This is a genomic window from Bacillus cereus group sp. Bc010 (assembly GCF_027716745.1).
Classification (GTDB): Bacteria; Bacillota; Bacilli; order Bacillales; family Bacillaceae_G; genus Bacillus_A; species Bacillus_A pacificus.
The window spans coordinates 87,547-111,867 of sequence record NZ_JAQFUY010000001.1; the positions used below are offsets into that span (position 1 = coordinate 87,547).

Below are 24,321 nucleotides of genomic sequence, written 5' to 3' on the forward strand. Positions count from 1 at the left end.
TTCGAATGGTGGTTATCCCATACGTCCGTTCATAAAATGATAAAAGGTACATAGAACTTGCATCGTAACAACATAAACCGCTATAAGGTTAGAGGAGGTATATACTGATGATATATCAAGCTATCCAGCAGTTAATTGATCGTGCTATTGAAGTTCAATTGATTGAAAAAGAAGATGAAATATATACAAGGAACCAAATCCTTTCCTTACTTCGTTTAGATGACTTTGTAGTGGAAGCGTCAACGCCCACGCCCGCAAAGAAAGTAATTTCGGAGTTATTGGAAGAGTTAATTGAATATGCTTGTATGCATAAAGTCATTGAGGAAGTACTGGAAGAGAAGGAGATTTTAGCAAGTGCAATTATGGATGTATTTATGTCCAAACCGTCCGTTATCAATTCTCTATTTTATGAAAAATACGAACAAAATCCGAAGGCTGCGACAAATTACTTCTATGAATTAAGTAAAAACAGCAATTATATCCAAATGAAGCAAATTGCCAAAAATATAAATTATAAAGTAAATACGGAATATGGTGCCATTGATATAACGATTAATTTATCAAAACCAGAAAAAGACCCTAAACAAATTGCTAAAGAAAGAGTATTGGAAAATACAAATTATCCAAAATGTTTACTCTGTATAGAGAATGAAGGATATAGGGGCAGAATTGGACATCCTGCACGCTCGAATCATCGTATGATTCGAATGAATATTACAGATGAAAGCTGGTTTCTACAGTATTCTCCGTATATATACTTCAATGAACACTGTATTGTATTGTCCTCAGACCACCGGGAAATGAAAATTGATCGTCAAACATTTTTACGTTTATTAAAATTTGTAGAAAAATTCCCGCATTATTTCCTCGGTTCCAATGCAGATTTGCCAATTGTAGGAGGATCTATTCTAACACATGATCACTATCAAGGTGGAAACTATGAATTTGCTATGGCAAATGCAGCGAACGACCTAAATTTTGAACTAACTAAATTTCCAGAAATGCAATGTTCGATTATTAAATGGCCTATGTCAGTTATTCGCTTAAGAAGTAACGACATAGAACAAATAGTAAATGCAGGGGATTACATACTAGAGAGGTGGAAGGAATATAGTGATCCTTCTGTTAATTTATTTGCATTTACGAATGATGTTCCACATAATACGATTACTCCTATTGCTCGTTACCGGAATAATATGTACGAATTGGATCTAGTTTTACGGAACAATCATACAAGTGAGGAGCATCCATTGGGTATTTTCCACCCTCATGCGGAAATACAACATATTAAAAAGGAAAATATCGGTCTGATTGAAGTAATGGGGCTAGCTGTACTTCCTGCTCGTTTAAAAACAGAACTTCAGGAAGTGGAGAAATTCTTACTTAATATTCCAAGTAATATTTCAACACCTCATATACAATGGGCAGAACAATTAAAAATCAAATATGAAAATAGGATGAATGAACAAAATATACAGGAGATTATGAGAGAAGAATTGGGACGGAAATTTATTCAGGCGCTTGAAGATGCTGCTGTTTTTAAACGAGATGAAGAAGGGGTATTAGCGTTCAAACGTTTTATTCAGACTTTAATTTAGGAAGGGACTTGGTAGTTATAGTGAAGAACAAAATCCTCAATGAATAAAGCTTCACAGTATTAAAAGAATAGAAAAACTAAACAACATCTCATATTCATATGAGATGTTGTTTAGTATGGCTCTGTCGCATGTATTATGACATCTAATAAACCGGGGAATCTAGCATTTAAGTCATCTTCACGAATTGAAATGAAACGTTGAGTTCCTTCAAGGCGTGTATACATAACACCGGATTCACGTAAAACTTTGAAATGGTGTGATAAAGTTGATTTCGCGATTGGAATGTTTAACGCGCCACAAGATTGTTCGTTTTTTTCTAGTAGCATAGTTACAATTTGTAAACGAATTTGATCGCTAAGTGCATATAGAACAGAAGAGAATTGAATTTCTTCTCGATTTGGATGATAGAGAGTACGCATTTTTTCACCTGCTTGTATAAGTTAATATATTTGCACTATAACATATAAAGTGGTATATTTCTATTGTTCGAATATATTCGAACAATAGAAATGTAGGGGGAGAAAAAATGAAGTATACAAAATTGCAAAAGGCAGGACTACATATTTCAAAATTGGGGTTAGGAACAAACGCTGTAGGGGGACATAATTTATATGCTGATGTGAATGAGGAAGAAGGAAAACGATTAATAGAAGAAGCTATCGGGCAAGGGATTACATTTTTTGATTCGGCAGATTCATACGGTTTCGGTAGATCAGAGGAATTGGTGGGAGAAGTATTGAAAGGAAAACGCCATGAAGTTGTACTTGCTACCAAAGGTGGAATACAACCGTTATTAAATGGAGAGGTTTATATGAATAATGAACCGAGCTATTTAAGAAATGCTGTAGAAAATAGCTTAAGAAGATTACAAACTGATTATATTGATTTATATTATTTACATTTTACAAACCCAGAAACAAGTTACATAGATTCAATTGGAGAACTTACTCGCCTAAAAGAAGAAGGGAAAATTCGTTCAATTGGAATATCTAACGTAAACGTAGAGCAATTAAAAGAAGCGAATCAGCACGGACACATAGATGTTGTACAATCACCGTATAATATGTTAGATCGTACTGCTAGGGAAGAACTTTTGCCATATTGTATAGAATCAAGTATTTCATTTATTCCTTACGGGCCTCTTGCTTTTGGGATACTAGGTGGTAAATATACAGAAGATTTCAAATTGAATAAAGGAGATTGGCGTCAAAGTGTAAATCTATTTGAAGAGAATACATATAAGAGTAACTTTAAGAAAGTTGAAAAATTAAAAGACTTAGCTAAAGAAAAGGATCTCGAATTATCGCATTTAGCTTTAGCGTGGTTATTAAACCAAAAAGGAATTGATACTGTTATTCCTGGTGGGAAACGAGCGGAGCAAATAAGAGAAAGTGTAAGAGCGGTGGAAGTTTCATTGAATGAAAAAGTCATGAAAGAGATTGAATCTATTTTAGAAGATTAATTGAAAGGGGGATAGTTTCCTCTTTTTATCCCGCTTTAATGGGCAGTAAGACCCCCATCTCAAAATTCAGCGAAAGTAAAGAAGGTAGGTGGGGGGATCAACTGCCCATAAAAGCCCGATTGGTGAGGGCTGATTAAAGTTTCACTTTATATAAAAGGAGAAGATTTAAATGAAAAGAGTACTAGCTGTATTCTTTACAATCATGTTTATGATCGGTACAGATACTTTCTTAATTTCACCACTTTTACCAACTTTACAACAGGTGTATCATATTTCAACTGAGTTGTCAGGGTGGATGGTAAGTTCATATGCTTTAGGATACGCTGTATTTGCACTTATCGCTGGTCCTATATCAGATGGCTTAAATAGAAAAAAAGTGATGGTAATAGGAATGAGTTTTTTTGCGTTAAGTACGTTTTTATGTGGGATGGCACCGAGTTTTCTATGGATGTTAACATTTAGATTTTTAGCAGGTGTGAGTGCAGCTTTTGTATCTCCACAAGTGTGGGCATCTATTCCGCTTCTTATAGAGAAGGAACAAATTGTAAAGGCGTTTGGAATTGCAACAGCAGGGTTATCAATCTCTCAAATTTTAGGGTTGCCAGTTGGATCGTATTTGGCAATGATACACTATACAACACCATTCTTCGTCATCGGTATATTATCAGGATTACTTGTCATTCTTATTTATGTAGCATTACCAGAAATACAACCGGTTCATATAGGTGAAAGTAAAACAAACATCTTAGAGCGCTATAAACAATTACTTACAGATTCAAAAATTTCACTTTCTTATTTTGCATATTTTGTTTTTCAAACTGGTAATTTTGCTGCATTTTCATTTTTCGGTGTGTGGCTGTCTATTCAATTTGGCTTGCGAATTCATGAAATAGGAACAGCTATGCTCGTATTAGGATTAGGAAATTTAACTGGTAATATTTTTGGTCCTAGAATCGTAAATAAAATTGGTTATAACCTTTCTTTCTATGGTGGAATTATATTTACAGCAGTGCTATATGTATTACTTCCTCATGTAAATAACATTATATTTGTGGAGTTATTATTTTTTGTTTTATTTTTTATGACAGGAATTTTGTTTGTATTAATGATGAGGCATTTACAAAACATGTCTAGTATAGCAAGAGGAACAGGAGCCGCTCTAGCGAATGCTTCTATGTATATTGGTCAAATGATTGGAGCGGCAATGGCAGGAATGTTATTTGCAGCATCTCACAATTTTATATTTGTAGGTAGTTTTACTGCGCTATTATATATTATAGCTTTATTTCTGTTTAGAAAAAGTGAAAAGCTTACTGAAAATAGTGAAACAGGAATTGCGTCATAAAGTCTTTACAAATAAAAAAAGAGCCCAAAAATAAAAATCCCTATAGAGATAGGGATTAATATATCGGCATATAGTTCCTTGGAAAAGGATATACTGAGTATAACATATAGGACTACTTATAATTGTGAAATAGATGTGAAAGTAATGTGAAAAATAACATAAGAAAAGCACTGTTTTAGCTAATGAACTAAAACAGTGCTTTTCTTTTTGATTGAACAGTTGCTGCATTTTCATCATGTATGCCTGCATCTTTAATAATTCGTTGTTTTGCTTTATTTAATAGATGGTTTACCGCTTCTCCAAAATAGTTAGCTTCGCTTTTTGTGCGGGCTTCTCGTAAACATTTATAGTTTTCTAGCAGTTCCTCTTTTTCAGTGTTTGTTAAGAAATCTTCTATTTTCTTTTTTGTCATACGAAACACCCTTTCTTCTGACAAACGACGCAATAGAAAATATTTATTGTTTATTATAGCAATAATTTTTAAAGAAAGTACAGACTAACGTCGTAATAATTTGTCAATTTCTTGAATCTTCTCATCAGCTTTCCCAATTTGTTTATTTTTAGCCTGCTCACCACCGAGCGCTTGGTGTAGTAAGAAAGTCTGACCGGAAATAGCAGTCACAATGGATACTTTAATAATTTCTTTTATTAAGGTGACATCGAATAAAACGAGTCCAAGAAGTGCAGCTAGACTACCAGTGAAAATATCAGTCAAAAACCCAAAGTGAAAAAAAGTTTTCAAACGGCGTGGAAGCAATAACTTACCTTGGTTATTGATTAGATGGGAAACGAAACCGGTAATGCCACCAACGAGAACAGCAGTTAGCCATTGATACATTTCCATCGAATCCACTCCTTTTAGTGAATAAGATTCGATTATTTTATATTGATTCCTTTTAATATTTCATAGAAGCATATTGAGAAAGTTTGTTTGGTTTTTTTCTATATTCAATTTAATTGTATCAGAAAAATCTGATATATATGAGTCTATTATATGAAGCAGTTATTCCTTAATATGAATGTAAAAAGGGGTGCGTGATATGAATATAGATTACCGAATAAGAAGTGTGGATGGTTATACAAAAAATATAGGGGAATTAGTCAGCATGCTGGAGCATACAAGGGCTGTAACATTCCTGGAAATAAAAAATCTATCGGTTGAGCAATTAGATTTAATGATACCGAGTGGAGGGAATTCCATTGGAGCGTTACTAAAGCATATAGCAGCTATTGAAAAAGCACATCAGCTTATTTCATTTCAAGAGCGTGACTTTACAAAGGAAGAATTAGAAATATGGAAAGACGCACTCTATTTAGGAGAATCGGGGAAAACGATTCGTGGTCATGAAATAAAATATTATGTCCAACTTCTACAAAGTGTTCGAGAAGAATCACTGAAGTATTTGGGTGAACAAGGTGATGAATGGCTCATGTCAGAAAGAAAGTGGCTTAACGGTGTAGCACATAACCAGTACTATTTGTGGTTTCACGTGCTAGAAGATGAGATGAGTCACCGTGGGCAAATTAGAATGATAAAAAATAAATTATTCGAAAATTAAGTTAAATAAGGTAGCTTTTTGTATGGATATTCCATATAATGAGAGTAATTAAAATGAGAACGGGGTGATGTATTATGGCGAACATAACTTATATGAATAATAAACCAAATACAAAGGTGGATGGAAAGGGCGAGACTGTATAAGTTAGCGCGCGATCCTTCCGCTTAGCTTACACTAGGGAGGATATTAATTTGAACCAAAATATTTTAGAATCGTTCGGCTGGGATTCTTTTTTTGAGGAACAAGCTGTAGAGAACTTTGAAGTAGGGCGTATTTTACTCGAGCATAAGCATATATATCGAATTATTTGTAATGATGGTGAATATATGGCAGAGCTGTCTGGTAAGTTTCGGCATGAAGCAGTAACGAAGGGTGATTATCCAGCGGTTGGTGATTGGGTATATATAAAGAAAATAGAGAATGAAAAGAAAGCAATTATTCATCGTATTTTTCCGAGAAGAAGCTCTTTTTCTAGACAAGAGGCCGGTACTCGAACGGAAGAGCAGGTAATAGCAGCAAATGTAGATTATCTATTTTTAGTGAATGCACTTAACCATGATTTTAACGTAAGAAGAATAGAGCGCTATTTACTATTAGCGTATGAAAGTGGTGCAATGCCTGTTATTGTTTTAACAAAGAGTAGCTTATGTGAGGACGTGGAACAGAAAATCGTTGAAACAGAAGCTGTGGCAATTGGTGTTCCGATCTTCGTTGTTGATAGTTTAGAACATACTGGTATTGAATCGTTGCAGCAATTTGTTTCTTCAGGAAAAACAATTGCTCTAGTCGGATCATCTGGGGTTGGAAAATCCACTTTGTTAAATGCACTTATAGGAATTGAAGTAGCAAAAACGGGTGATATTCGAGAGGAAGATAGTAAAGGGAGGCATACGACAACTCATCGTGAATTGTTCCGATTACCGAGTGGTAGTTTAGTTATTGATACTCCTGGTATGAGGGAGCTACAGCTTTGGGAAGGAAGCGATGCAATTCAAACAACATTTTCTGATATTGAAGAACTAGCAAAAACGTGCCGTTTTAGGGACTGTAAGCATGAAAATGAGCCAGGGTGCGCAGTGCATAGTGCAATTGATAACGGGATTATGACGATAAATCGTTTGCAAAGCTATAAAAAATTACAAAGAGAACTAGCGTATTTCATTAGAAAACAAGATGCTATTCTTGCAAGGGCAGAGCGTGATAAGTGGAAAAAGATTTCTAAACAGCATAAAAAAATGTGAAAAGTCAAAGGGTGGTTCCCTTTGGCTTTTTGTATTTGTAAATTTTATAATAATATTATTCATATATATGGACAAAGGGAAATTAATTGTTTAAACTTTACAAAGTATTCATCATAATAGGTTATGAAAATAATAATTAGGGAATGGGAAATATTTATAATTCGTTAGATTTAACTTTTAAAATTGAAAAGCAGGAGGTTTGTAATGGGTAGACTATTAAATTGGTTTCGTGATATGAAAGTAGCAAAAAAACTATTAATTTCATTTTTTGTTATTTTAATTGCGGCTGTCTCTATTATAGGAGGCATGTCTTATCAAACAGCTAAAAAGAATTTTGAATCACAAATTACGAGCAGTGCTCACGACAATATAAAAATATTAGATAATTTAATCAATCAAATGATTGAGGCGAAATTTAATGATGTAAATAATTTTGCACGGGTGATTCAAGGGAATATGTATCAAGGGGATAATCAAGAGGAATTAAGAAAAATATTATCACAATATATCAATTTGAATAAAGATGTTGAACAAGTATATGTTGCTGGAAACGATAAAAAATTTGTACAAGAACCAAATATACAAATGGCAGCAGACTACGATCCAACAGAACGTTCTTGGTATAAAGATGCAGTAGCAAAACAAGGTGGTATTGTAATTACTGAGCCGTATAAGGCAAAAGGAAATGGACATATTGTCGTAACGATTGCAAAACAAGCAGAAGATAAAAACGGTGTTGTAGCGGTAGATTTAAGTTTAGATAATTTATTAAAAACAACGAAGTTAATTAATATTGGTAAAAAGGGATATGCTTTCATCTTAGATGGGAAACAAAAAATAATTGCACACCCTCAAGAAAAATCAGGAGAAAAAGCAGCCGATTCTTGGGCAAAGAAAATTTATGAAGATAATCATGGGGCTTTTTCTTATACGTATGACGGTAGTGAAAAACAAATGGTATTTGCTACAAATGTAAAAACAGGTTGGAAAATTGGCGGGACTATGTACTCAAATGAAGTAATTGAAGCTGCGCAGCCTGTATTTTATAATATGTTAATTGTTATGTTCATTTCATTAGTTATAGGTGGGGCACTTATTTATTTTGTGACACTTTCTATAACAAAGCCCTTAAAAAGATTAGTTGTCACTTCTAAAGAAATAAGTGAGGGAGATTTAACGCAAACAATTGATATTCATTCTAATGATGAAATCGGTCAACTTGCAAAAGGATTTAATGAGATGACAGATGCATTGCGAACATTAATCGGAAGAATTAATACTTCGGCTGGACATGTTGCAGCAGCATCAGAAGAGCTAACAGCAAGTGTAAGACAGGCGAGTGAAGCGACCGAGCAAATTACGATGGCAATGGACGAAATATCAAGCGGGGCAACAACGCAAACGACAAGTGTAGAAAATGGGGCAATGTTACTATTTGATGTAACAGAAGGCATTCAGCATGTAGCAAATAGTTCATCATCAATTAGTACGGCTTCGGCTCATACTCGTGAAAAAGCAGAAAATGGTGGGAAACTAGTCGGAAAAACAGTAAATCAAATGCAGTCAATTGCAGAATCTGTTTCACAATCAGATGAGGTTATTCAGTTACTAAATAATAAATCAAAGCAAATTGGTGACATATTAGAAGTAATTCAAAATATTGCAGATCAAACAAATCTTCTAGCTTTGAATGCAGCAATTGAAGCTGCAAGAGCGGGAGAGCACGGAAGAGGATTTGCAATTGTTGCAGATGAAGTACGTAAATTGGCGGAGAAGTCTAGCGTATCTTCTAGTGAAATAAGTAAATTAATATGTGAAATACAAGATGACATGAGTAAGACAGTAAAGTCTATGGGTCATGTAAATGAAGAAGTTCAATCTGGACTTGTTATTGCAAATGAAACGAAGCAAAACTTTACTGAGATTTTACAATCTACAAATGAAATTGCCGATCAAATTAAAACGATGGTTGAAACGGCTAACGGGATGTCAAAAGGTGCAAATGAAGTGTCTATTTCGGTAGGACAAATTGCAATGACAGCGCAGAATAATGCGACGAGTACTCAAAACGTTGCAGCATCAGCAGAAGAACAATTAGCGTCCATTGAGGAAATTAGTTCTGCGGCGGGTACATTATCTCAAATGGCTGAAGAGTTACAAGGGTTAATTGAAAGATTTAAAGTTTAGCAGAGGACAGGCAACTCCAAAATAGTAATATGCTATTTGGGAGTTGCCTGTTTTTATTATATAAAAGTAAATGGGGATGGAGAGTATTTTTATAATATTTAAAGGTATATTTTATATAATATTTGTCGAAAAATAGAGGTGTTTGTTAACTTTGTGTATAATAAGAATCATATAGAATACAAATAAAGGAGATAAATATGGGAGTGTACTGGGGTACCAAAAGACATTCTTGGCTTAGTTATGTCTCATTTTGGTTAAGTATTTCGTTTTTCATGGTTTTTCTCATTGAAGTGTTTATTTTAAAAACACTTTCAAATAGTTCGGTGCAAATTGTTAAATACTTTTATTTTATATTTGTACCAGTAAACATCTTTCTTAGTTTAAAGTTACTCTTTAAGAAGAATGAAAAGAAAGCATTACCTATTTTTAGTTTCATTGTATCCTTATTATTTACAATTTTAATACTAGTATTAGCATTAGCAGCTACGGGGAAATTCTTTTAAGGAGAGTGTTATAAGTCACTCTTCTTTTTTGTTGTTGCAAGGAAATAATAAGTGGAGGATGGACAAAGAAAGCATTTCTTTAAGTTTGATATGATTTGAAAGCTTTAGAAGGGTATTAAGAAATGAATTAAGATACAATCCACAAAGTAATACAGAGAATCAGGTGTTTTATATGCAGTTATGAAGCAAATGAATACGGTAAAAACGGCGATATATGGTACAATACATATGGATAGTGATAGAGATAAAGGGTATATAAAATACTCATCGTTTTTTAGTAAGAGAGGGGTTATCTTATGCTATACGAGGATTTGATGACATTGTTTCAAGCAGCTCCGAAAGAAGAAGGTAGAGGCGGCTGGAAATATATAATCCAGGAACGAAATGATAAATATGAAATTGTTAATGAAATGTCGAAAAATCAAATGAGTGTTGAATTGTATTTTAATGAATATGATGAGGTGAAAATCACTTTATATAAAGATGGAATGCCTATTTCGACGATGCAAAGAATTGCGATTTCAAAAGTTGAATTAGACGAAGAAGAAGAAGGGATTCAATTCGTTTTAGAACGTATGCCTAGTCGGATGATTCGGTTGCAATTAAAGCCGTATTTAGCACTCGAAATGGGGCCGTACTGGGAAGTATGTGATGATTGTGAATGAACATATAAAAAAAGCATCCAATAACATGGATGCTTCTTTTATGTTTTTTGAAGTTGTTTAAAAGCAATAATCGGAAGTAAAATGATGCTGACCCACCCGATTATAGGATATAGAATGTGGAGTAATTCACTGTAACCAACGTAACTAAAGCAATAACTTATTAGTAAAATGAAGAAAATAATATTGTTATTTTTCCAGCCAGTGATGGATTGCATTTGTTTTGTCATTCCGAACACATTGCCAACTAAAGTTGTGAATACTTCACCGAAAATGATAAGAACAAAGAAAAAGTGAAAAGTGGCATTGAATTTTCTTATGACTTCAGCCATTGGAATGTTATATTGATAAAATTGGTCGACTGATAAGATAGCTAAATGGCTACATAATAATATTAAAGAAAGTCCTGCCCCACCTAAAATACCGCCCCATAAAATGGCCTTTCGATCTTTTACTTCACTGGCTAACGGGACGAGGACGCTTTGGGCGAGAGAAAGATTTAAGGCGACATATGTAATAGGACTAGTTATCCACTTCATATTCCAGCTTTCTGCAGGAATAGTATTGCTAATAGGAGTTGTACCGTGAAAAAACGTTGTAATAGCAAGTCCGATAATGAAAATCATCATAATAGGTACGACAAGTGTATTAACTTCAAAAACCCCTTGTAACCCGCGACTACCTATAATGAGACAGGCGATTACTGTAATGAAAATACCGAGTTGTCTTGGTAAACGAAGTTGCTCTTCAAATACCGCTCCAGCGCCTGATAACATAACGCTCGTTACACCAAATAATACGAGTAATAATAGTGTATTTACAACATTTCCAAATACATCCCCAAATAAGTATTTGTTAAATTCTTGCGCTGAAAATGCACCGATTTGTGAGGAGAGTAACATCATCTTTGTGCCAAGCCAAATAAAAAAAAATCCACTTACACATATACCAATAGTTCCATAAAATCCGTTCACTGTAAAAAATTCAACAATTTCTCGTCCAGTAGCAAATCCAGCTCCAACGACTGTTCCAATATAAGTAGCAGCCACTTTCTTTGCTACTTGCCATTGTTGATTGTCCATGTTATCCCTCTTTCTACTACGATGAGCTTGATTTACTATTATGCATATGTATGAGCTTGGACAATTAGACGTATGAACTGTTAGAAAACATACATGAATGAAAAGATATTAGGGAAGTATTAAAGGTGTTAAAACTTTGTTACATATGAGCCAATCGTTCGAAAGGATAGGAAAAGTATGGTAATATGTAACTAGGTTCTTAAAAGACAAACATTATGAAATGATAAGAGGAGTGGATTGTATGAGTACGAAAACAAATGTTGTTGAAGTATTAAACAAGCAGGTAGCAAACTGGAATGTGTTATATGTGAAACTACATAATTATCATTGGTATGTGACAGGACCACACTTCTTTACATTACATGAGAAATTTGAAGAGTTTTACAATGAAGCTGGAACGTATATTGATGAATTAGCAGAACGTATTTTAGCATTGGAAGGTAAGCCGTTAGCGACAATGAAAGAATATTTGGCAACATCTAGTGTGAATGAAGGGACAAGCAAGGAATCTGCAGAAGAAATGGTGCAAACATTAGTGAATGATTACTCTGCATTGATTCAAGAATTAAAAGAAGGCATGGAAGTTGCTGGTGAAGCTGGCGATGAAACATCAGCGGACATGTTGTTAGCAATTCATACAACATTAGAACAACATGTATGGATGCTAAGTGCGTTCTTAAAATAAAGTGAAACTTTAATCAGTGGGGGGCTTACTGCCCATTAAAGTGGGATAAATATAAGAATATAAAGAAAAAAGTCATTGAAAAATTCTTTCAATGACTTTTTTGTGATTTTTCAGTTTTCTTTTATGCTATAATATAGTAAAAAGGAGGCGATGCGATGTTTCGCTTTTTCAAAACTGGAAAAGAAGAGCGTGAAATTACGAAAGATGAATTGGAACAAGCGATGGCCAAGTTTTTAGAAAAGAATGCTAATATCGTTTATACAGTATTAGTAAATGATGATTATACAGTGAATTATGATTTGTTAAAGCCGTATTTACCTGCATTTCCAACAAACCATTTTCTTATTACGAAGGAAACGCTTGAGGTATTTGAACATACAGAAGAAAACTTAAACTTAGTGAAAGAAATTGATATCGTACAAAAGGCAGTAGATCAGTATGTAACAGAAAAAGAAATGTTTCCAATTGTAGAAGGTAGTGAAGATCGCCTCATATGCGGAATGAAACTAGGACCTTACTTAGATCGTATATTAAAAAGAGACTTATATATTTCAGAAAAACATTATTTAGTTTCAAGTAAACCAGATAGAAAAAAACAAAAGAGTGGGTAGATGTATTGAGAACAACAATAAATATATTGTTGTCTTTTTTTGTGTGATGAACTATTAAAAGAAGCTATTAAATATATAGAAGACAAAAGTAATAAGTAGTAAGAAAGGGAGATGCATCATAATGGATGTATCTCCCTTTTATCCTTATAAATGAAAAGCATTCGCTAGTAAGCGATAAGAATTTAATTTATCTTCAAATCGATGAGTAATTGTGACAATCATAAATTCATCAGTATTGTACGCTTTGCTTAAGTTTACGATTTGTTCTTTCACAGAAGAGGGATCACCGACGATCATACGTTGACGATTCTCTTTTATACGGAATAAATCATAGGCGCTGTATGAATAATTTTGTGCAGTTTCAATAGAAGGTGTACCAGTTGTACGCTTTCCTTGTTCTAGTAATAAGATTGATAAATCTAAACTAGAAGCAATTTTTTCCGCCTCTTCAGTTGTTTCACCGCAAATAACAAAAATAGCGACGATTGATTTTGGTTTATCTCCTAAATAGGAAGGTTGGAATTGTTTTTGATAGGCCTCCATTACCTCGGGTCCACCGTATCCGTTTATGAACTGTGCGAATGCAAAAGAAGCACCTTGTTGTGCGGCAATCTTTGCACTCTCTCCGCTAGAGCCAAGCAACCACATGTCAGGAGATGTGGGAATTACAGGAGTAGCCTTTAAATTTGCATAATGATGGTTTTCTGGTACTTGATCATGTAAGTACATTGCAACATCTGCAATTTGCTCTGGATATTGATCAAGTGAGACCATTTTTCCTTCTTGAAGTGCGCGAGTTGCAATGGGCATACCACCAGGTGCTCTGCCGACACCAAGGTCAATACGATTTGGATAAAGCGCTTCTAAAACACGGAAATTCTCAGCAACTTTATACGGACTATAGTGTGGCAACATGACACCACCCGAACCGACTCTCATCCGCTCTGTTTTCGCTGCAATATGAGAAATAAGTATTTCTGGACTTGAGCCAGCAAGGCTTACAGAATTATGATGTTCTGATACCCAAAAGCGTGTATAGCCGAGTTTTTCAACTTCTTGCGCAAGCGTAACTGTATGTGAAAAAGCTTGGGCTGCCGTACTACCATCTGAAATAGGGGATTGGTCTAATACACTTAATTTGATCATAGAATATACCTCTCAATCTTAATGTACATCCTATTATATATTTACTTACGAAAAATGCGTAATGAAATGCTCAAAATAAAAAGTGGATAAATTACATATCCACTTTTAACGTGAAAATCCTCGTTCATAATGATTCATTTCGACTACATTTAGAATATATTCGTAGTTATCAATCTCAAGTTTTAGTTGTTCACGTTCTTTTTTAGATAGATGCATATTACTAAGTTTGTTGCATAGCTGTTGTTTCTTTTCTTCTAAATACTTCTTTGTAGCATTGTAGTCGTAAGTTGGTTTCATATTCAACCACTCCTTATTTGCTGTTGCTATATTATACGAAGCGTAAAGAGATGTGAGAGCGATCTCTTATGTATTTTTAGTGAATATTTAACTTGCTCTGTTGTTATGTTTATAGAAATTTATGAATAAAATGCACTAAACGACTAATGCCCATTTGATGAAGTAAGGGGTGGAATTGTGCAGAAAGATATAATGTATAACACGGAGATGGATGAAACGTTAAAAATTATAGATAAAGGATTAAAGGAGACGACGAGCCCGAAACAAATTATTGTAGTAGGGGCTGGCATGGCTGGATTAGTTTCGGCATCTTTATTAAAAGCTGCGGGACATGAAGTGAAGATGTTTGAAGCAAACAACCGGGTAGGTGGCCGCATAGAGACAGTTAGAATGGAAGATACCGGTTTATATTTGGATGTAGGGGCAATGAGAATTCCGTATTCGCATACATTAACGATGGCATATATAAGAAAATTTGGGCTACAGGTAAGCCCTTTTATTAATAGGAATGAGACTGATATTATTTACGTAAACGGCCGAAAAACGACATTAAAACAATATGAAAAAGATCCAAATATATTAAAGTATCCTGTGGAAATGAATGAAGTTGGGAAAACGTCTGAGGAGCTATTATTGTTAGCGGTGCAGCCTATTATAAATTTTATTAAAAAGAACCCAGAGAAAAATTGGGATGTTGTAGTAAAGGATTTTGGGAGATACTCTACAGGGCAATTTTTAAAATATCACCCTTATCAATATAATACTTACTTTTCACCAGTAACAATTGAGATGATTGGCGTTTTGTTAGATTTAGAAGGTTTTTTAGAAAGGTCATTCGTTGAGACATTACGTTTTTTATACATTATGCAAGAGGAGAGCGGATTTTGTGAAATAATAGGCGGGAATGATAGATTGCCAAAATCTTTTTTACCACAATTAGAGGAAGATATTATATATAATCAAAAATTAATGAAGCTACATCAACATGATAATGGTGTGACAGCTTTCTATCGAAACGAAGAAACGTTTGAATATAGTAGTATTACAGGGGACTTAGTTATTGTGACCATTCCATTTTCAACAATGCGGTTTGTAGAAGTAGATCCATTTGATTCTATATCGCATGAGAAATGGAAAGCAATTCGTGAATTGCATTATATGCCTGCGACAAAAATAGGAATTCAATTTAAAAGTCGATTTTGGGAAGAACAAGGACAATTAGGTGGCAGAATTATAACGGATTTGCCAATTCGTTACGCCTATTATCCAAGCTATGGAATTGGAGGAAAGGGACCAGCAATGATGTTAGGAAGCTATACGTGGTCATATGATGCGTTGTTATGGGATGGATTATCAAAGGGAGATCGTATTTATTACACATTACAAAACTTAGCAACGATATTAGGTGGTCAAGTATATGATGAATTCTTATCTGGTATATCAAAAAGTTGGACGTTGGATCCATATGCACTTGGAGGGTTTGCTCTATTTCAGGCAGGTCAAGAATCAGAGTTGCAACCAGCGATTGTCAAACCAGAGGGAAGAATATTCTTTGCTGGAGACCATACAACGTTATATCACGGATGGATACAAGGGGCAATTGAATCTGGCGTTCGTGTTGCGGTAGATGTAAATGAATTAAATGTATAAAATTCAGAAATTTCTTTACTGTATAGTTTGAGATGGATATTATTATATATAAAAGAATTATAGGGAGTGTTGAAAGTGAATCCGTTATTATTCGATTTTCCTTCTGAATTTTATACTGAAAGGCTATTGATTCGAATGCCGAAACCGGGTGATGGTAAAGCTGTATACGATGCCATTCAAGCTTCTATGAAAGAATTAAAACCATGGATGGTTTTTGCACAAAAAGAGCAAACAGAGGAAGAAGTAGAAGTGAGCATTAGAAAGTCACATATTCAATTTTTACAGCGTGAGGATTTAAGGTTACTAGTATTTTCGAAAGAAACAGGCGAGTTTATCGCATCTAGCGGATTGCATCGCATTAATTGGGATATACCACAATTTGAAATCGGGTATTGGATTGATTCGAGGTTTAGTGGAAAGGGTTATATGGTCGAGGCTGCAAAGGGGATAAAAGATTATGCTTTTTCTGAACTGAAAGCAAACCGTGTAGAAATTCGTTGTGATGCTTTAAATAAGAAGAGTAGAGCGATCCCTGAAAAATTGGGCTTTAAATTAGAAGGTACGTTAGAAAGTGCGAGTGTTGCAGTAGATGGAAATGGATTAAGGGATATGTGTGTATTTGCGATGACTAGAAATACATATGAAAAAGAAGAGCTGTAGAGAAACGGCTCTTCTTTTTGTGCATTATGGTACAGGATGTCCGTTAGAGCTTTCGAAAATTGTAAACCATTGTTGACGGTCTAAGTTAACTTTTGTAGCAAGAGCGGCTGTTTTAACACGATCTAATTTACCTGAGCCGATGATTGGCAACATTTTAGCTGGATGTGCAAGTAACCAAGCATACATAACCGTATCGATACTAGAAACACCTAGCTCAGTAGCAACTTTTTGCACAGTTTCACGTACACGTACAGCACGTTCTGATTGACCAGTAAAGATTTCTCCGCCAGCAAGAGGTGACCAAATCATTGGATTGATTCGTTTTTCCTGACATAAATCAAGTGTTCCTTTTTCAAAATGCTCAAGTTGCAGAGCTGATACTTCAATTTGGTTCGTAATAAGCGGGAAATCTAAGTATGAACTTAACATATTGAATTGGGAAGGTAAAAAGTTAGATACACCAAAATGACGAACTTTTCCTTCTTGTCTTAAGCGAGAGAACGCTTCTGCCACCTCATTTGGATCCATGAAAGGATCAGGACGATGGATAAGTAATACGTCAATATAATCTGTATGTAAATTTTTAAGTGAAGCTTCTGCGCTTTGAATAATATGTTCTGCACTAGTGTTGTAGTGAGCAACATAACGCTCTGGAAATTTCGGTGATGGGGGAGCGATTCCACATTTTGTGATGATTTGCATGTTTTCGCGTAAGGAAGGCTTTAGTTGTAATGCCTCTCCGAACAGTCCTTCACACGTATAACCGCCATAAATATCAGCGTGATCAAAAGTAGTAATTCCCATATCCATACAATCTTCAATGAAAGAAAGTAACTCTTGTTTCGTCATATTCCATTCTGCTAAACGCCAAAACCCTTGAATAATACGAGAAAATTCTAGCGTTTCGGCCATTTGAACTCGTTCCATTATAAGTACCCCCTTGATGAATGATTATTATTTTGAAAAGGCTTTCTTACTACATATTATTATATAGTTTGAGGGGCGTACAAACAATAAATATGTTTTGCTATAAAAACGATTTTTTCTATATGCTATAATGTAGAAACATATAGCTATAAGGAGATGTAAGGCATGATTCCAGTAACAATATTAACTGGTTTTCTTGGATCAGGGAAAACGACATTATTAAATCGTATTTTATCAGAGAATCACGGTCAGAAATTAGCGGTGATCGTAAATGAAATCGGGCAAATTGGTATTGATAATCAGTTGATTATGAATGTTGAAGAAGAAATTATGGAAATGACAAACGGCTGTTTGTGCTGTACTGTACGTGAGGATTTACTCGTTGCGTTAAAACAATTACTGGACGTAAAAGCAGAAGGGAAAATGGACTTTGATGGATTAGTAATTGAAACGACTGGTCTTGCAAATCCAGGTCCTATTATTCAAACATTCTTTTTAGATCCTGTTATTCAATCTGCATACCAAATTAACGGTGTTGTAACAGTAGTAGATAGTTATCATATACATAAACATTTTGAAAAAGGGCTAGAAGCAAAAGAACAAATCGCATTTGCTGATGTTGTATTAGTGAATAAGTTAGATTTAATTGAAGAGAGTGAAAAAGAAAATCTCTTCCATGAACTTCAAGGAATAAACCCGACTGCAAAGTTAATTCAGTCGACTAATTGTGATGTGGATATTCCATCGTTACTACAAATTCAAACGTTTAAAACGAAAGATACGTTACAAATTTATCCTCATACAGAGCATAATCATTTAGAAGGTGTAAAATCGTTTGTACTACGCGAAGAGCGTCCGTTAGATTTACAAAAACTAAATGAGTGGATGTCAGCTGTCGTTCAAGAACTAGGAGAATACTTATATCGCTACAAAGGAATTTTATCGATTGATGGAGTGGATAAACGTATCGTTTTCCAAGGTGTACATACGTTATTTGCTGCTTCGTATGATAGAGAGTGGCAAGAGGGCGAAGATCGAGTAAGTGAAGTTGTTTTCATCGGAAAAGATATTAATAAAGAATGGTTCCAAGCACATTTCGAGGAGTGTGTGAAATAAGTCTGCGCATATTGCAGGCTTATTTTTTGGATTAACTAAGCACTTTGTAGAAAAATGCTAGATTGCAAAAAATGAAGGATAATAAAAAAGCCTGTTTTCACAGGCTTGTATGTTCATCTAAAAGTAACTCCATTACAACACCGACAACAGGGCCTTCATCATCAATATCGCCATTTAAACGGAATCCAAATGATTCATATAATCCCATTGCAAGTTTGTTATCTGGATGTAAACTTAAATAAATTGTTTTACATTCAAATTTATTTTGTAAGAATTGAATGAGCAAGCGAAGGAAACGTTTTGCGTATCCTTTTCCTTGATATTGTTGGTCAATCATAAAGCGATCTAACCATACGCTTTTACGTTTTTCACAATACCATCCATACATTGCATATCCTACAAGTGTTTCTCCATCATATAAACCTACTGACGTTCCGTTTCCCTCATATAATGATTCTGCTAAAGAAAACGCATTGCTTTCAATAAATTGCTGCTGGTCTTTTGCGACGTTTAAAGCAGCTACCGAACGCCAATTTTTTTCTGTTACTTCACAAATGTGAAGAGTCATAATTCCAACTCACCTTCTAAAATGATATAGCTTGAAAGCTAATATGGATAATTTTACTTGTTATTTTGGTCAAGTCAAGCAGAAACACATAAAAAAGAAGCTGAATGTCGTATTCAGCTTCTTATCAAAAGTTGGTTAGTTAGTAGCTTCTTTCAATGTGTTTACGTTTTCTTCCATTAAAGTGAAGTAATCTTTATTATTTTTCGCATCGTCTTCAGAAATAGTAGCTAAGTGATTTAAGCGTAAAATCTTTGTACCTGTTTCTTTTTGAATAACGGATGCTACTTTTGGAGTAGAAAATGTTTCAAATAAAATATATTTTAGATTATGTTCTTTTACTGTTTTTGTAATGTCAGCAAGTTGTTTTTGAGATGGTTCATCAGAAGCTGAAATACCGGCGATAGCAATTTGTTTCAGGCCATAGCGTTGTTCCCAGTATCCATAAGCCGCATGAGAAACTAAAATATCTTTCGTTTTTGCATTCGCAACTGCTGCTTTAAACTGATCATCTAAATCAGTAAATTTTGTTTGAAGTGCTGCGAAGTTTTTTTCGAACTCTTGTTTATGGTCAGGTTGTAATGCTACAAGTGCATTTTTAATTTTTTCTGCCTGTTTCATTGCTAGAGTAGGGTCTAACCAAATGTGTGGGTCTTTATCGTGATGATGTTCATCCTCTTTATGGCCGTCTCCGTGATCATGATGCTCTTCTTCAGTAGAAGTACGCAGTTCAATACCTTTTGATGCATTTACAATTTTAACGTTTTCTTTTTGTAATGTTTTTTCCATTTTTTCAGCAAATGGTTCTAATTCAGCGCCGTTATAAACGAATAAATCGGCTTTTGCAACTTGTACTGTTTGTTTCTGACTTGGTTCAAATGTATGAGAATCTGCACCAGGTGGGTAAATTGCTTCAACAGTTACATAGTCACCACCAATTTTTTTTGCAAAATCTGCAAGAGGAAAAATAGTTGTATAAACAGTTAGCTTTCCGTCTTTCTTGGCATTACCTTCTTTTGTATTTGAGCAGCCAGTAAAAATTAAAGTGAAAATAAGTAAGAATGAAAGTATAGTCAATCTTTTAGGCATGAAGTTCTCCTCTTTTCTTTTTTTACGGATATATTTTCCCCAATTATAGAAGAAAAATATCATTTTAATACAAAACGGAATAATTACGTTTTAGTTTGCAAACTTAGTATAATACATCTTTTATAAAGTTGCAATAAATAATAATCATTCCGATTTGATTTTGTTATAAAGTTGTCAAATATAGATGTGTTATTTTTGCAAATACATGCATATGTGACAACGCAGTGTTCATATATATGAAAGGAGGGTATAGAGGGGGATGAGTGTTTGGGTTACTTAATGGAAGCTATTTTATTGATATTAGCGGTAGTACTACCATTAGCCGTAGTCTTAATTTTTTTAAGAAGATTAATAAGTAATTTAGGAGATGCATCAACCGTAACAAAATTACGAGAGAAAGATGAGAAAAAAGAGTGAGTAAAGCACTATGCGTACGCATAGTGCTTTACTTGTGGTAAAATGAGAGAAGGAAACTCCTAAAAGTTGTATGTTACTAAAGGAGAGAAAAGTAAAATAAGAGGTATATGCATATATGAATAAGCGAACAGCGTTAGTACTTGGTGCAAGTGGTTTAGTTGGGCAAGAGATAACGCGTCTATTACTTGAATCAGATTACTACGATTCGGTTACTATTTTTGTAAGAGAACCAATGCAATGGCAACATGAAAAGTTACAGCAAAAGCAAGTAGATTATTTGGCATTAGAGGAATATAAAGAGTTCTTTGCTGTAGATGACGTATTTAGGTGTCTAGGAACAACAATCAAAAAAGCAAAAACGAAAGCTAATTTCAAAAAGGTAGATTATGAATATACGTTACGAGCGGCTTGTTTAGCTGAAAAACAAGGGGTGCAAAATTTCCTTGTTGTGTCCTCAATGGGAGCGAATCCTAAATCGTTTTTCTTTTATTCACAAGTGAAAGGAAGAATGGAAGAGGAATTGCAAAAGTTAGTAATCGGTGGTATTCACATTTTTAGGCCATCTTTATTAGTAGGAAATCGACAAGAATTTCGCTTTGGTGAACGAATGGCGGAAAAATTATCTCGTATGATTCCTTTTATATTTAAAGGAGCCTTCAAAAAGTATAAACCAATTTCAGCTAAAGATGTGGCAAAAGGGATGTATATAACTGCATTGCGAGAAGAATCAGGTATCCACATTTATAATTCGAATGAAATTACAACGATAGAATAAATAAAACCGAGAAGAAAAGCTTCTCGGTTTTATTTATTGGTACTGATTTTCCCAGGCGCTCGCTCGTATTGATACGGTTCTTCTAACTCAAAGCCAAGTTCATTGGCGGCTATTCGTGGGAAGTAAGGATTGCGAAGTAACTCACGTCCGATAAAAATTAAATCTGCTTCGTTATTATTTAAAATTTGCTCTGCTTGTGCCCCAGTCGTAATCAATCCAACTGCACCAGTTGCAATGTTAGCATGTTCTTTAATATGTTTAGCATATTGTACTTGATACCCAGGATAAACATCGATGCGTGCAGGTACAACAGCCCCAGAGCTACAATCGATTAAATCTACTCCTTGTTCTTTCATCCATTTCGTATACTGAACATAATCTTGAACTGTTAACCCGTCAGGATGATAATCATTTGCTGAAATACGGACAAATAACGGTCCGTTCCAAACTTCATTTATGGAGTCAATGATTTCGCGTAAGAAACGATAGCGGTTTTCAGGTGAACCACCATATTCATCAGTCCGCTTATTGGTAAGTGGAGAAAGAAATTCATTAATAAGATAACCGTGAGCACCGTGTATTTCAATAACGTCAAATCCAGCTTGTTTGGATCGTACTGCAGCTTGCTGAAAAGCTAATACAGTATCTTTAATTTGGTGTTTGCTCATCTCTATTGGCATTTTCATTGTTTCATTAAATGGAATGGCTGAAGGAGCTAACGCATCTGTTTCTAATTCTGCTTTTCTTCCAGCGTGAGCGAGTTGGATGGCAGCTTTTGCACCATTATCGTGTATAAAAGTTGTCGTTTTATGTAAGCCTTCAATTAAACTGTCATCCCAAATGCCTAAGTCTTTATTTGAAATTCGACCTTCAGGTAACACGGCTGTTGCTTCAATCATAACTAAACCAACTTGACCGGCAGCTCTTGTTCCATAATGAATGAGATGGAAATTCGTTACTTGGCCATCCCCGTTTTCCGATGAATACATGCACATAGGTGACATAACAATCTGGTTTTTTAATGTAACATCTTTAATTGTATAAGGTGAAAAAAGTTTGTAATTCATCCAATAGCCTCCTAGATTGAATTTTCTTACATTGTATCATTCTCATTTTTGTTTCTCGAATAAAACGCTTATACGAAAAATTTTGTCTATTCGTGTTACAATAATGAATATGAATTGAATTGGAGGATGACATATGTACCAAGCTTATTATGAAAGTGAATTAGGCTTGCTAGAAATTACAGCGAACGATAAAGGAATTACGTCTGTTATATTTGTTGATGAGAGACAAGAAGAACATATAAATGAAATGATAGATCAATGTATAAATGAGCTAGATGAATATTTTAAGGGGAATAGAAAAGAGTTCACAGTCCCGTTGTCTGCTGAGGGAACAGCATTTCAAAAAAAAGTATGGGATGCGCTCTATACGATTCCTTATGGCGTAAGTGCTTCATATTTAGATATTGCAGAGAAAGTAGGAAATACGAAAGCTGTACGAGCCATAGGAGGAGCAAATAGTCGCAATCCGATTTCAATAATCGTTCCGTGTCATCGTGTAATAGGAAAGAGCGGGAAACTTGTTGGGTATGCGGGCGGTTTATGGAGGAAAGAGTGGTTATTAAAACACGAAGGTATTTTGAAATGACGTATGGATGGGAAGAGGGATTGTTTTGAAATGTATAAATTGTGGGCAACTTTGCGAGGGAAATCAGTTAAATTGTGAAAGTTGCCAGCGGACTTTGCATACTGAACAGAGTGAAGGAAGTTCGCTAATAGACAAGGAATTAGAAGTATATGTAGGGAGACAATATCCGTATTACAAAAGGAAATGGGAGCTTGAGGAAAAGCGGATTGCTAGGTGGAGCTGGAATGGTTGGGCAGCTATTTTCAATGTAGGTTGGCTCGGATATCGTAAGTATTATTTACCTGCAGCTTTATTTGTATCGTTATTATTAGCGTGTGATGCGTTTTCTTATTATATGGGCTTCAACGTAGCATTGCCGATCATTAATATGGTGCCTCTTACGTTTCTATTACTCGTTTTTATTTTATTTGGAATGGCGATTTTTGCGAATGGATTATATTATCAATTTGCAGAAAGGCGTATATATCGAATAAAAGCACGAGAAATTCAAGATGAATTGGTTGAAAAGTACCTCATTCGTGATAGTGGTGGAACGAGTAAAATGGGAGCAACAATTGTTACGATTTTAGCGGTTGCTAGTATTTTTATCAGCCATTTCTTTTTTCCGACTGATCGAGATATTATTCAAAAAGTGCGTACAAGCTCGCTATATGAATATCCATTCTTTTCAATTGGTGAATCGTTTGAAAATTATTTTAGAAATCCGGGTTGGGCATATTATCGTGGCACTGAAGGATTAGAATTGGTAGAGTTCCAAGGGGATAGTCCGGATATGTCGAAGAAAAAGGTTACGATCCAATTTGTTGTTGATTATAAATTGGGTGAGATCGAGCCATACTCACTTATGATTAATGGCGAATCTAAAAATGAGGAAGAATTTTTAAAGATAATGGACGAAATATTTAAAGTTCAAAATCCATTTGACATAGAGGATGGATTACAAGTAAAAGAAATAGAAAAAGAAGTGGATAGTAGAGCTCTCTATCCGCTTCTTTTTTTGTATATACGAAAATAATATTTGAAATAATCTGAATCTTTTGTATAATAATATGTATTATACTGGCTTTCATTTATCCCGCTTTAATGGGCAG

At 34.7% G+C, this 24,321-nt stretch carries 27 protein-coding genes; 17 read left to right on the plus strand and 10 right to left on the minus strand.

From position 1 onward, the window contains the following. Window positions 1-107: 107 nt before the first annotated feature. Entirely contained in the window at window positions 108-1,598 is a 1,491-nt protein-coding gene (galT, locus tag PDQ68_RS00415; protein ID WP_016717262.1) for a UDP-glucose--hexose-1-phosphate uridylyltransferase, read from the plus strand. 110 nt (window positions 1,599-1,708) lie between these two features. Here galT and PDQ68_RS00420 read toward each other — a convergent pair whose 3' ends face one another. Then, on the minus strand, window positions 1,709-2,017 hold the full coding sequence (locus tag PDQ68_RS00420) for an ArsR/SmtB family transcription factor (RefSeq protein WP_001259915.1): 309 nt from the start codon (window positions 2,015-2,017) through the stop codon (window positions 1,709-1,711). 107 nt (window positions 2,018-2,124) lie between these two features. Here PDQ68_RS00420 and PDQ68_RS00425 point away from each other — a divergent pair, with 107 nt between their 5' ends. Both PDQ68_RS00425 and PDQ68_RS00430 read left to right on the plus strand, forming a co-directional pair. Next, a complete protein-coding gene (locus tag PDQ68_RS00425) occupies window positions 2,125-3,060 on the plus strand; it encodes an aldo/keto reductase (RefSeq protein ID WP_061183126.1) in 936 nt (311 codons plus the stop codon). A 169-nt stretch (window positions 3,061-3,229) separates the two neighbouring features. Continuing rightward, window positions 3,230-4,405, plus strand: coding sequence for an MFS transporter (locus PDQ68_RS00430; protein WP_000832304.1), 1,176 nt, complete (start codon window positions 3,230-3,232; stop codon window positions 4,403-4,405). Window positions 4,406-4,592: 187 nt separating this feature from the next. Here PDQ68_RS00430 and PDQ68_RS00435 read toward each other — a convergent pair whose 3' ends face one another. Both PDQ68_RS00435 and PDQ68_RS00440 read right to left on the minus strand, forming a co-directional pair. Further along, window positions 4,593-4,817: a hypothetical protein gene (locus PDQ68_RS00435; RefSeq protein ID WP_000162606.1), complete on the minus strand. Its 225-nt coding sequence runs from the start codon at window positions 4,815-4,817 to the stop codon at window positions 4,593-4,595. Between the two features lie 84 nt (window positions 4,818-4,901). Then, window positions 4,902-5,249, minus strand: a complete 348-nt coding sequence (locus PDQ68_RS00440) for a DUF4257 domain-containing protein (RefSeq protein WP_000426318.1) — start codon at window positions 5,247-5,249, stop codon at window positions 4,902-4,904. Window positions 5,250-5,445: 196 nt separating this feature from the next. On the opposite strand from PDQ68_RS00440, the gene PDQ68_RS00445 reads away from it, so the two are divergent. The 5 genes from PDQ68_RS00445 (at window position 5,446) to PDQ68_RS00465 (ending at window position 10,560) form a co-directional block, all read left to right on the plus strand. Continuing rightward, on the plus strand, window positions 5,446-5,964 hold the full coding sequence (locus tag PDQ68_RS00445) for a DinB family protein (RefSeq protein WP_014893813.1): 519 nt from the start codon (window positions 5,446-5,448) through the stop codon (window positions 5,962-5,964). A 191-nt stretch (window positions 5,965-6,155) separates the two neighbouring features. Beyond that, complete coding sequence (gene rsgA, locus PDQ68_RS00450; RefSeq protein WP_001073055.1) at window positions 6,156-7,205, plus strand: ribosome small subunit-dependent GTPase A; 1,050 nt, start codon at window positions 6,156-6,158, stop codon at window positions 7,203-7,205. 204 nt (window positions 7,206-7,409) lie between these two features. Beyond that, window positions 7,410-9,392, plus strand: coding sequence for a HAMP domain-containing methyl-accepting chemotaxis protein (locus PDQ68_RS00455; protein WP_000533117.1), 1,983 nt, complete (start codon window positions 7,410-7,412; stop codon window positions 9,390-9,392). 197 nt (window positions 9,393-9,589) lie between these two features. Further along, complete coding sequence (locus PDQ68_RS00460; RefSeq protein WP_000539578.1) at window positions 9,590-9,895, plus strand: hypothetical protein; 306 nt, start codon at window positions 9,590-9,592, stop codon at window positions 9,893-9,895. Window positions 9,896-10,191: 296 nt separating this feature from the next. Continuing rightward, window positions 10,192-10,560, plus strand: coding sequence for a DUF3979 family protein (locus PDQ68_RS00465; protein WP_061182992.1), 369 nt, complete (start codon window positions 10,192-10,194; stop codon window positions 10,558-10,560). A gap of 38 nt (window positions 10,561-10,598) precedes the next feature. On the opposite strand, the gene PDQ68_RS00470 is transcribed toward PDQ68_RS00465, so the two are convergent. Continuing rightward, the gene (locus PDQ68_RS00470; protein WP_000370194.1) at window positions 10,599-11,639 is read right to left on the minus strand and encodes a YkvI family membrane protein; all 1,041 of its coding nucleotides are present in this window, start codon (window positions 11,637-11,639) and stop codon (window positions 10,599-10,601) included. A 241-nt stretch (window positions 11,640-11,880) separates the two neighbouring features. On the opposite strand from PDQ68_RS00470, the gene PDQ68_RS00475 reads away from it, so the two are divergent. Continuing rightward, a complete protein-coding gene (locus tag PDQ68_RS00475; protein WP_000105198.1) occupies window positions 11,881-12,324 on the plus strand; it encodes a Dps family protein in 444 nt (147 codons plus the stop codon). A 155-nt stretch (window positions 12,325-12,479) separates the two neighbouring features. Next, window positions 12,480-12,935 (plus strand): DUF3939 domain-containing protein, encoded by a 456-nt coding sequence (locus tag PDQ68_RS00480; RefSeq protein ID WP_000488187.1) that lies wholly within the window; start codon window positions 12,480-12,482, stop codon window positions 12,933-12,935. A gap of 144 nt (window positions 12,936-13,079) precedes the next feature. Here the strand turns inward: PDQ68_RS00480 and PDQ68_RS00485 are convergent, their stop codons facing one another. Both PDQ68_RS00485 and PDQ68_RS00490 read right to left on the minus strand, forming a co-directional pair. Next, window positions 13,080-14,081 (minus strand): LLM class flavin-dependent oxidoreductase, encoded by a 1,002-nt coding sequence (locus PDQ68_RS00485; RefSeq protein WP_000594053.1) that lies wholly within the window; start codon window positions 14,079-14,081, stop codon window positions 13,080-13,082. 105 nt (window positions 14,082-14,186) lie between these two features. Further along, entirely contained in the window at window positions 14,187-14,378 is a 192-nt protein-coding gene (locus tag PDQ68_RS00490; RefSeq protein ID WP_000805517.1) for a DUF3896 domain-containing protein, read from the minus strand. Between the two features lie 177 nt (window positions 14,379-14,555). Here PDQ68_RS00490 and PDQ68_RS00495 point away from each other — a divergent pair, with 177 nt between their 5' ends. Both PDQ68_RS00495 and PDQ68_RS00500 read left to right on the plus strand, forming a co-directional pair. Continuing rightward, window positions 14,556-16,028: a flavin monoamine oxidase family protein gene (locus PDQ68_RS00495; RefSeq protein ID WP_061182991.1), complete on the plus strand. Its 1,473-nt coding sequence runs from the start codon at window positions 14,556-14,558 to the stop codon at window positions 16,026-16,028. A 75-nt stretch (window positions 16,029-16,103) separates the two neighbouring features. Continuing rightward, window positions 16,104-16,688, plus strand: a complete 585-nt coding sequence (locus PDQ68_RS00500) for a GNAT family N-acetyltransferase (RefSeq protein ID WP_001068760.1) — start codon at window positions 16,104-16,106, stop codon at window positions 16,686-16,688. 24 nt (window positions 16,689-16,712) lie between these two features. On the opposite strand, the gene PDQ68_RS00505 is transcribed toward PDQ68_RS00500, so the two are convergent. After that, window positions 16,713-17,615: an aldo/keto reductase gene (locus PDQ68_RS00505; protein WP_061182990.1), complete on the minus strand. Its 903-nt coding sequence runs from the start codon at window positions 17,613-17,615 to the stop codon at window positions 16,713-16,715. A 165-nt stretch (window positions 17,616-17,780) separates the two neighbouring features. Here PDQ68_RS00505 and PDQ68_RS00510 point away from each other — a divergent pair, with 165 nt between their 5' ends. Then, window positions 17,781-18,731, plus strand: a complete 951-nt coding sequence (locus PDQ68_RS00510) for a CobW family GTP-binding protein (RefSeq protein WP_061182989.1) — start codon at window positions 17,781-17,783, stop codon at window positions 18,729-18,731. A gap of 97 nt (window positions 18,732-18,828) precedes the next feature. Here the strand turns inward: PDQ68_RS00510 and PDQ68_RS00515 are convergent, their stop codons facing one another. Together PDQ68_RS00515 and PDQ68_RS00520 are read right to left on the minus strand one after the other, a co-directional pair. Beyond that, entirely contained in the window at window positions 18,829-19,299 is a 471-nt protein-coding gene (locus PDQ68_RS00515; protein ID WP_000172424.1) for a GNAT family N-acetyltransferase, read from the minus strand. Window positions 19,300-19,434: 135 nt separating this feature from the next. Beyond that, window positions 19,435-20,385, minus strand: a complete 951-nt coding sequence (locus PDQ68_RS00520) for a metal ABC transporter substrate-binding protein (protein WP_001126183.1) — start codon at window positions 20,383-20,385, stop codon at window positions 19,435-19,437. 267 nt (window positions 20,386-20,652) lie between these two features. On the opposite strand from PDQ68_RS00520, the gene PDQ68_RS00525 reads away from it, so the two are divergent. Both PDQ68_RS00525 and PDQ68_RS00530 read left to right on the plus strand, forming a co-directional pair. Continuing rightward, window positions 20,653-20,802, plus strand: coding sequence for a hypothetical protein (locus tag PDQ68_RS00525; RefSeq protein WP_000540927.1), 150 nt, complete (start codon window positions 20,653-20,655; stop codon window positions 20,800-20,802). Between the two features lie 115 nt (window positions 20,803-20,917). Beyond that, window positions 20,918-21,577 (plus strand): oxidoreductase, encoded by a 660-nt coding sequence (locus PDQ68_RS00530; RefSeq protein WP_270786557.1) that lies wholly within the window; start codon window positions 20,918-20,920, stop codon window positions 21,575-21,577. Between the two features lie 29 nt (window positions 21,578-21,606). Here PDQ68_RS00530 and namA read toward each other — a convergent pair whose 3' ends face one another. After that, window positions 21,607-22,644 carry an NADPH dehydrogenase NamA gene (gene namA, locus PDQ68_RS00535; protein WP_061182988.1) on the minus strand — a complete coding sequence of 346 codons (1,038 nt, stop codon included), beginning with the start codon at window positions 22,642-22,644 and terminating at the stop codon, window positions 21,607-21,609. Window positions 22,645-22,777: 133 nt separating this feature from the next. Here namA and PDQ68_RS00540 point away from each other — a divergent pair, with 133 nt between their 5' ends. Together PDQ68_RS00540 and PDQ68_RS00545 are read left to right on the plus strand one after the other, a co-directional pair. Next, window positions 22,778-23,230 (plus strand): methylated-DNA--[protein]-cysteine S-methyltransferase, encoded by a 453-nt coding sequence (locus tag PDQ68_RS00540; protein WP_000283887.1) that lies wholly within the window; start codon window positions 22,778-22,780, stop codon window positions 23,228-23,230. Between the two features lie 25 nt (window positions 23,231-23,255). Then, window positions 23,256-24,245 (plus strand): DUF2628 domain-containing protein, encoded by a 990-nt coding sequence (locus PDQ68_RS00545; RefSeq protein ID WP_061182987.1) that lies wholly within the window; start codon window positions 23,256-23,258, stop codon window positions 24,243-24,245. Window positions 24,246-24,321: the final 76 nt, after the last annotated feature.

Bases quoted from the DNA above. Each gene is read 5' to 3' on its own strand.
- galT (WP_016717262.1), top strand. From the start codon at position 108: ATGATATATCAAGCTATCCAGCAGTTAATTGATCGTGCTATTGAAGTT.
- PDQ68_RS00420 (WP_001259915.1), bottom strand. From the start codon at position 2,017: ATGCGTACTCTCTATCATCCAAATCGAGAAGAAATTCAATTCTCTTCT.
- PDQ68_RS00425 (WP_061183126.1), top strand. From the start codon at position 2,125: ATGAAGTATACAAAATTGCAAAAGGCAGGACTACATATTTCAAAATTG.
- PDQ68_RS00430 (WP_000832304.1), top strand. From the start codon at position 3,230: ATGAAAAGAGTACTAGCTGTATTCTTTACAATCATGTTTATGATCGGT.
- PDQ68_RS00435 (WP_000162606.1), bottom strand. From the start codon at position 4,817: ATGACAAAAAAGAAAATAGAAGATTTCTTAACAAACACTGAAAAAGAG.
- PDQ68_RS00440 (WP_000426318.1), bottom strand. From the start codon at position 5,249: ATGGAAATGTATCAATGGCTAACTGCTGTTCTCGTTGGTGGCATTACC.
- PDQ68_RS00445 (WP_014893813.1), top strand. From the start codon at position 5,446: ATGAATATAGATTACCGAATAAGAAGTGTGGATGGTTATACAAAAAAT.
- PDQ68_RS00455 (WP_000533117.1), top strand. From the start codon at position 7,410: ATGGGTAGACTATTAAATTGGTTTCGTGATATGAAAGTAGCAAAAAAA.
- PDQ68_RS00460 (WP_000539578.1), top strand. From the start codon at position 9,590: ATGGGAGTGTACTGGGGTACCAAAAGACATTCTTGGCTTAGTTATGTC.
- PDQ68_RS00465 (WP_061182992.1), top strand. From the start codon at position 10,192: ATGCTATACGAGGATTTGATGACATTGTTTCAAGCAGCTCCGAAAGAA.
- PDQ68_RS00470 (WP_000370194.1), bottom strand. From the start codon at position 11,639: ATGGACAATCAACAATGGCAAGTAGCAAAGAAAGTGGCTGCTACTTAT.
- PDQ68_RS00475 (WP_000105198.1), top strand. From the start codon at position 11,881: ATGAGTACGAAAACAAATGTTGTTGAAGTATTAAACAAGCAGGTAGCA.
- PDQ68_RS00480 (WP_000488187.1), top strand. From the start codon at position 12,480: ATGTTTCGCTTTTTCAAAACTGGAAAAGAAGAGCGTGAAATTACGAAA.
- PDQ68_RS00485 (WP_000594053.1), bottom strand. From the start codon at position 14,081: ATGATCAAATTAAGTGTATTAGACCAATCCCCTATTTCAGATGGTAGT.
- PDQ68_RS00490 (WP_000805517.1), bottom strand. From the start codon at position 14,378: ATGAAACCAACTTACGACTACAATGCTACAAAGAAGTATTTAGAAGAA.
- PDQ68_RS00505 (WP_061182990.1), bottom strand. From the start codon at position 17,615: ATGGAACGAGTTCAAATGGCCGAAACGCTAGAATTTTCTCGTATTATT.
- PDQ68_RS00510 (WP_061182989.1), top strand. From the start codon at position 17,781: ATGATTCCAGTAACAATATTAACTGGTTTTCTTGGATCAGGGAAAACG.
- PDQ68_RS00515 (WP_000172424.1), bottom strand. From the start codon at position 19,299: ATGACTCTTCACATTTGTGAAGTAACAGAAAAAAATTGGCGTTCGGTA.
- PDQ68_RS00520 (WP_001126183.1), bottom strand. From the start codon at position 20,385: ATGCCTAAAAGATTGACTATACTTTCATTCTTACTTATTTTCACTTTA.
- PDQ68_RS00530 (WP_270786557.1), top strand. From the start codon at position 20,918: ATGAATAAGCGAACAGCGTTAGTACTTGGTGCAAGTGGTTTAGTTGGG.
- namA (WP_061182988.1), bottom strand. From the start codon at position 22,644: ATGAATTACAAACTTTTTTCACCTTATACAATTAAAGATGTTACATTA.
- PDQ68_RS00540 (WP_000283887.1), top strand. From the start codon at position 22,778: ATGTACCAAGCTTATTATGAAAGTGAATTAGGCTTGCTAGAAATTACA.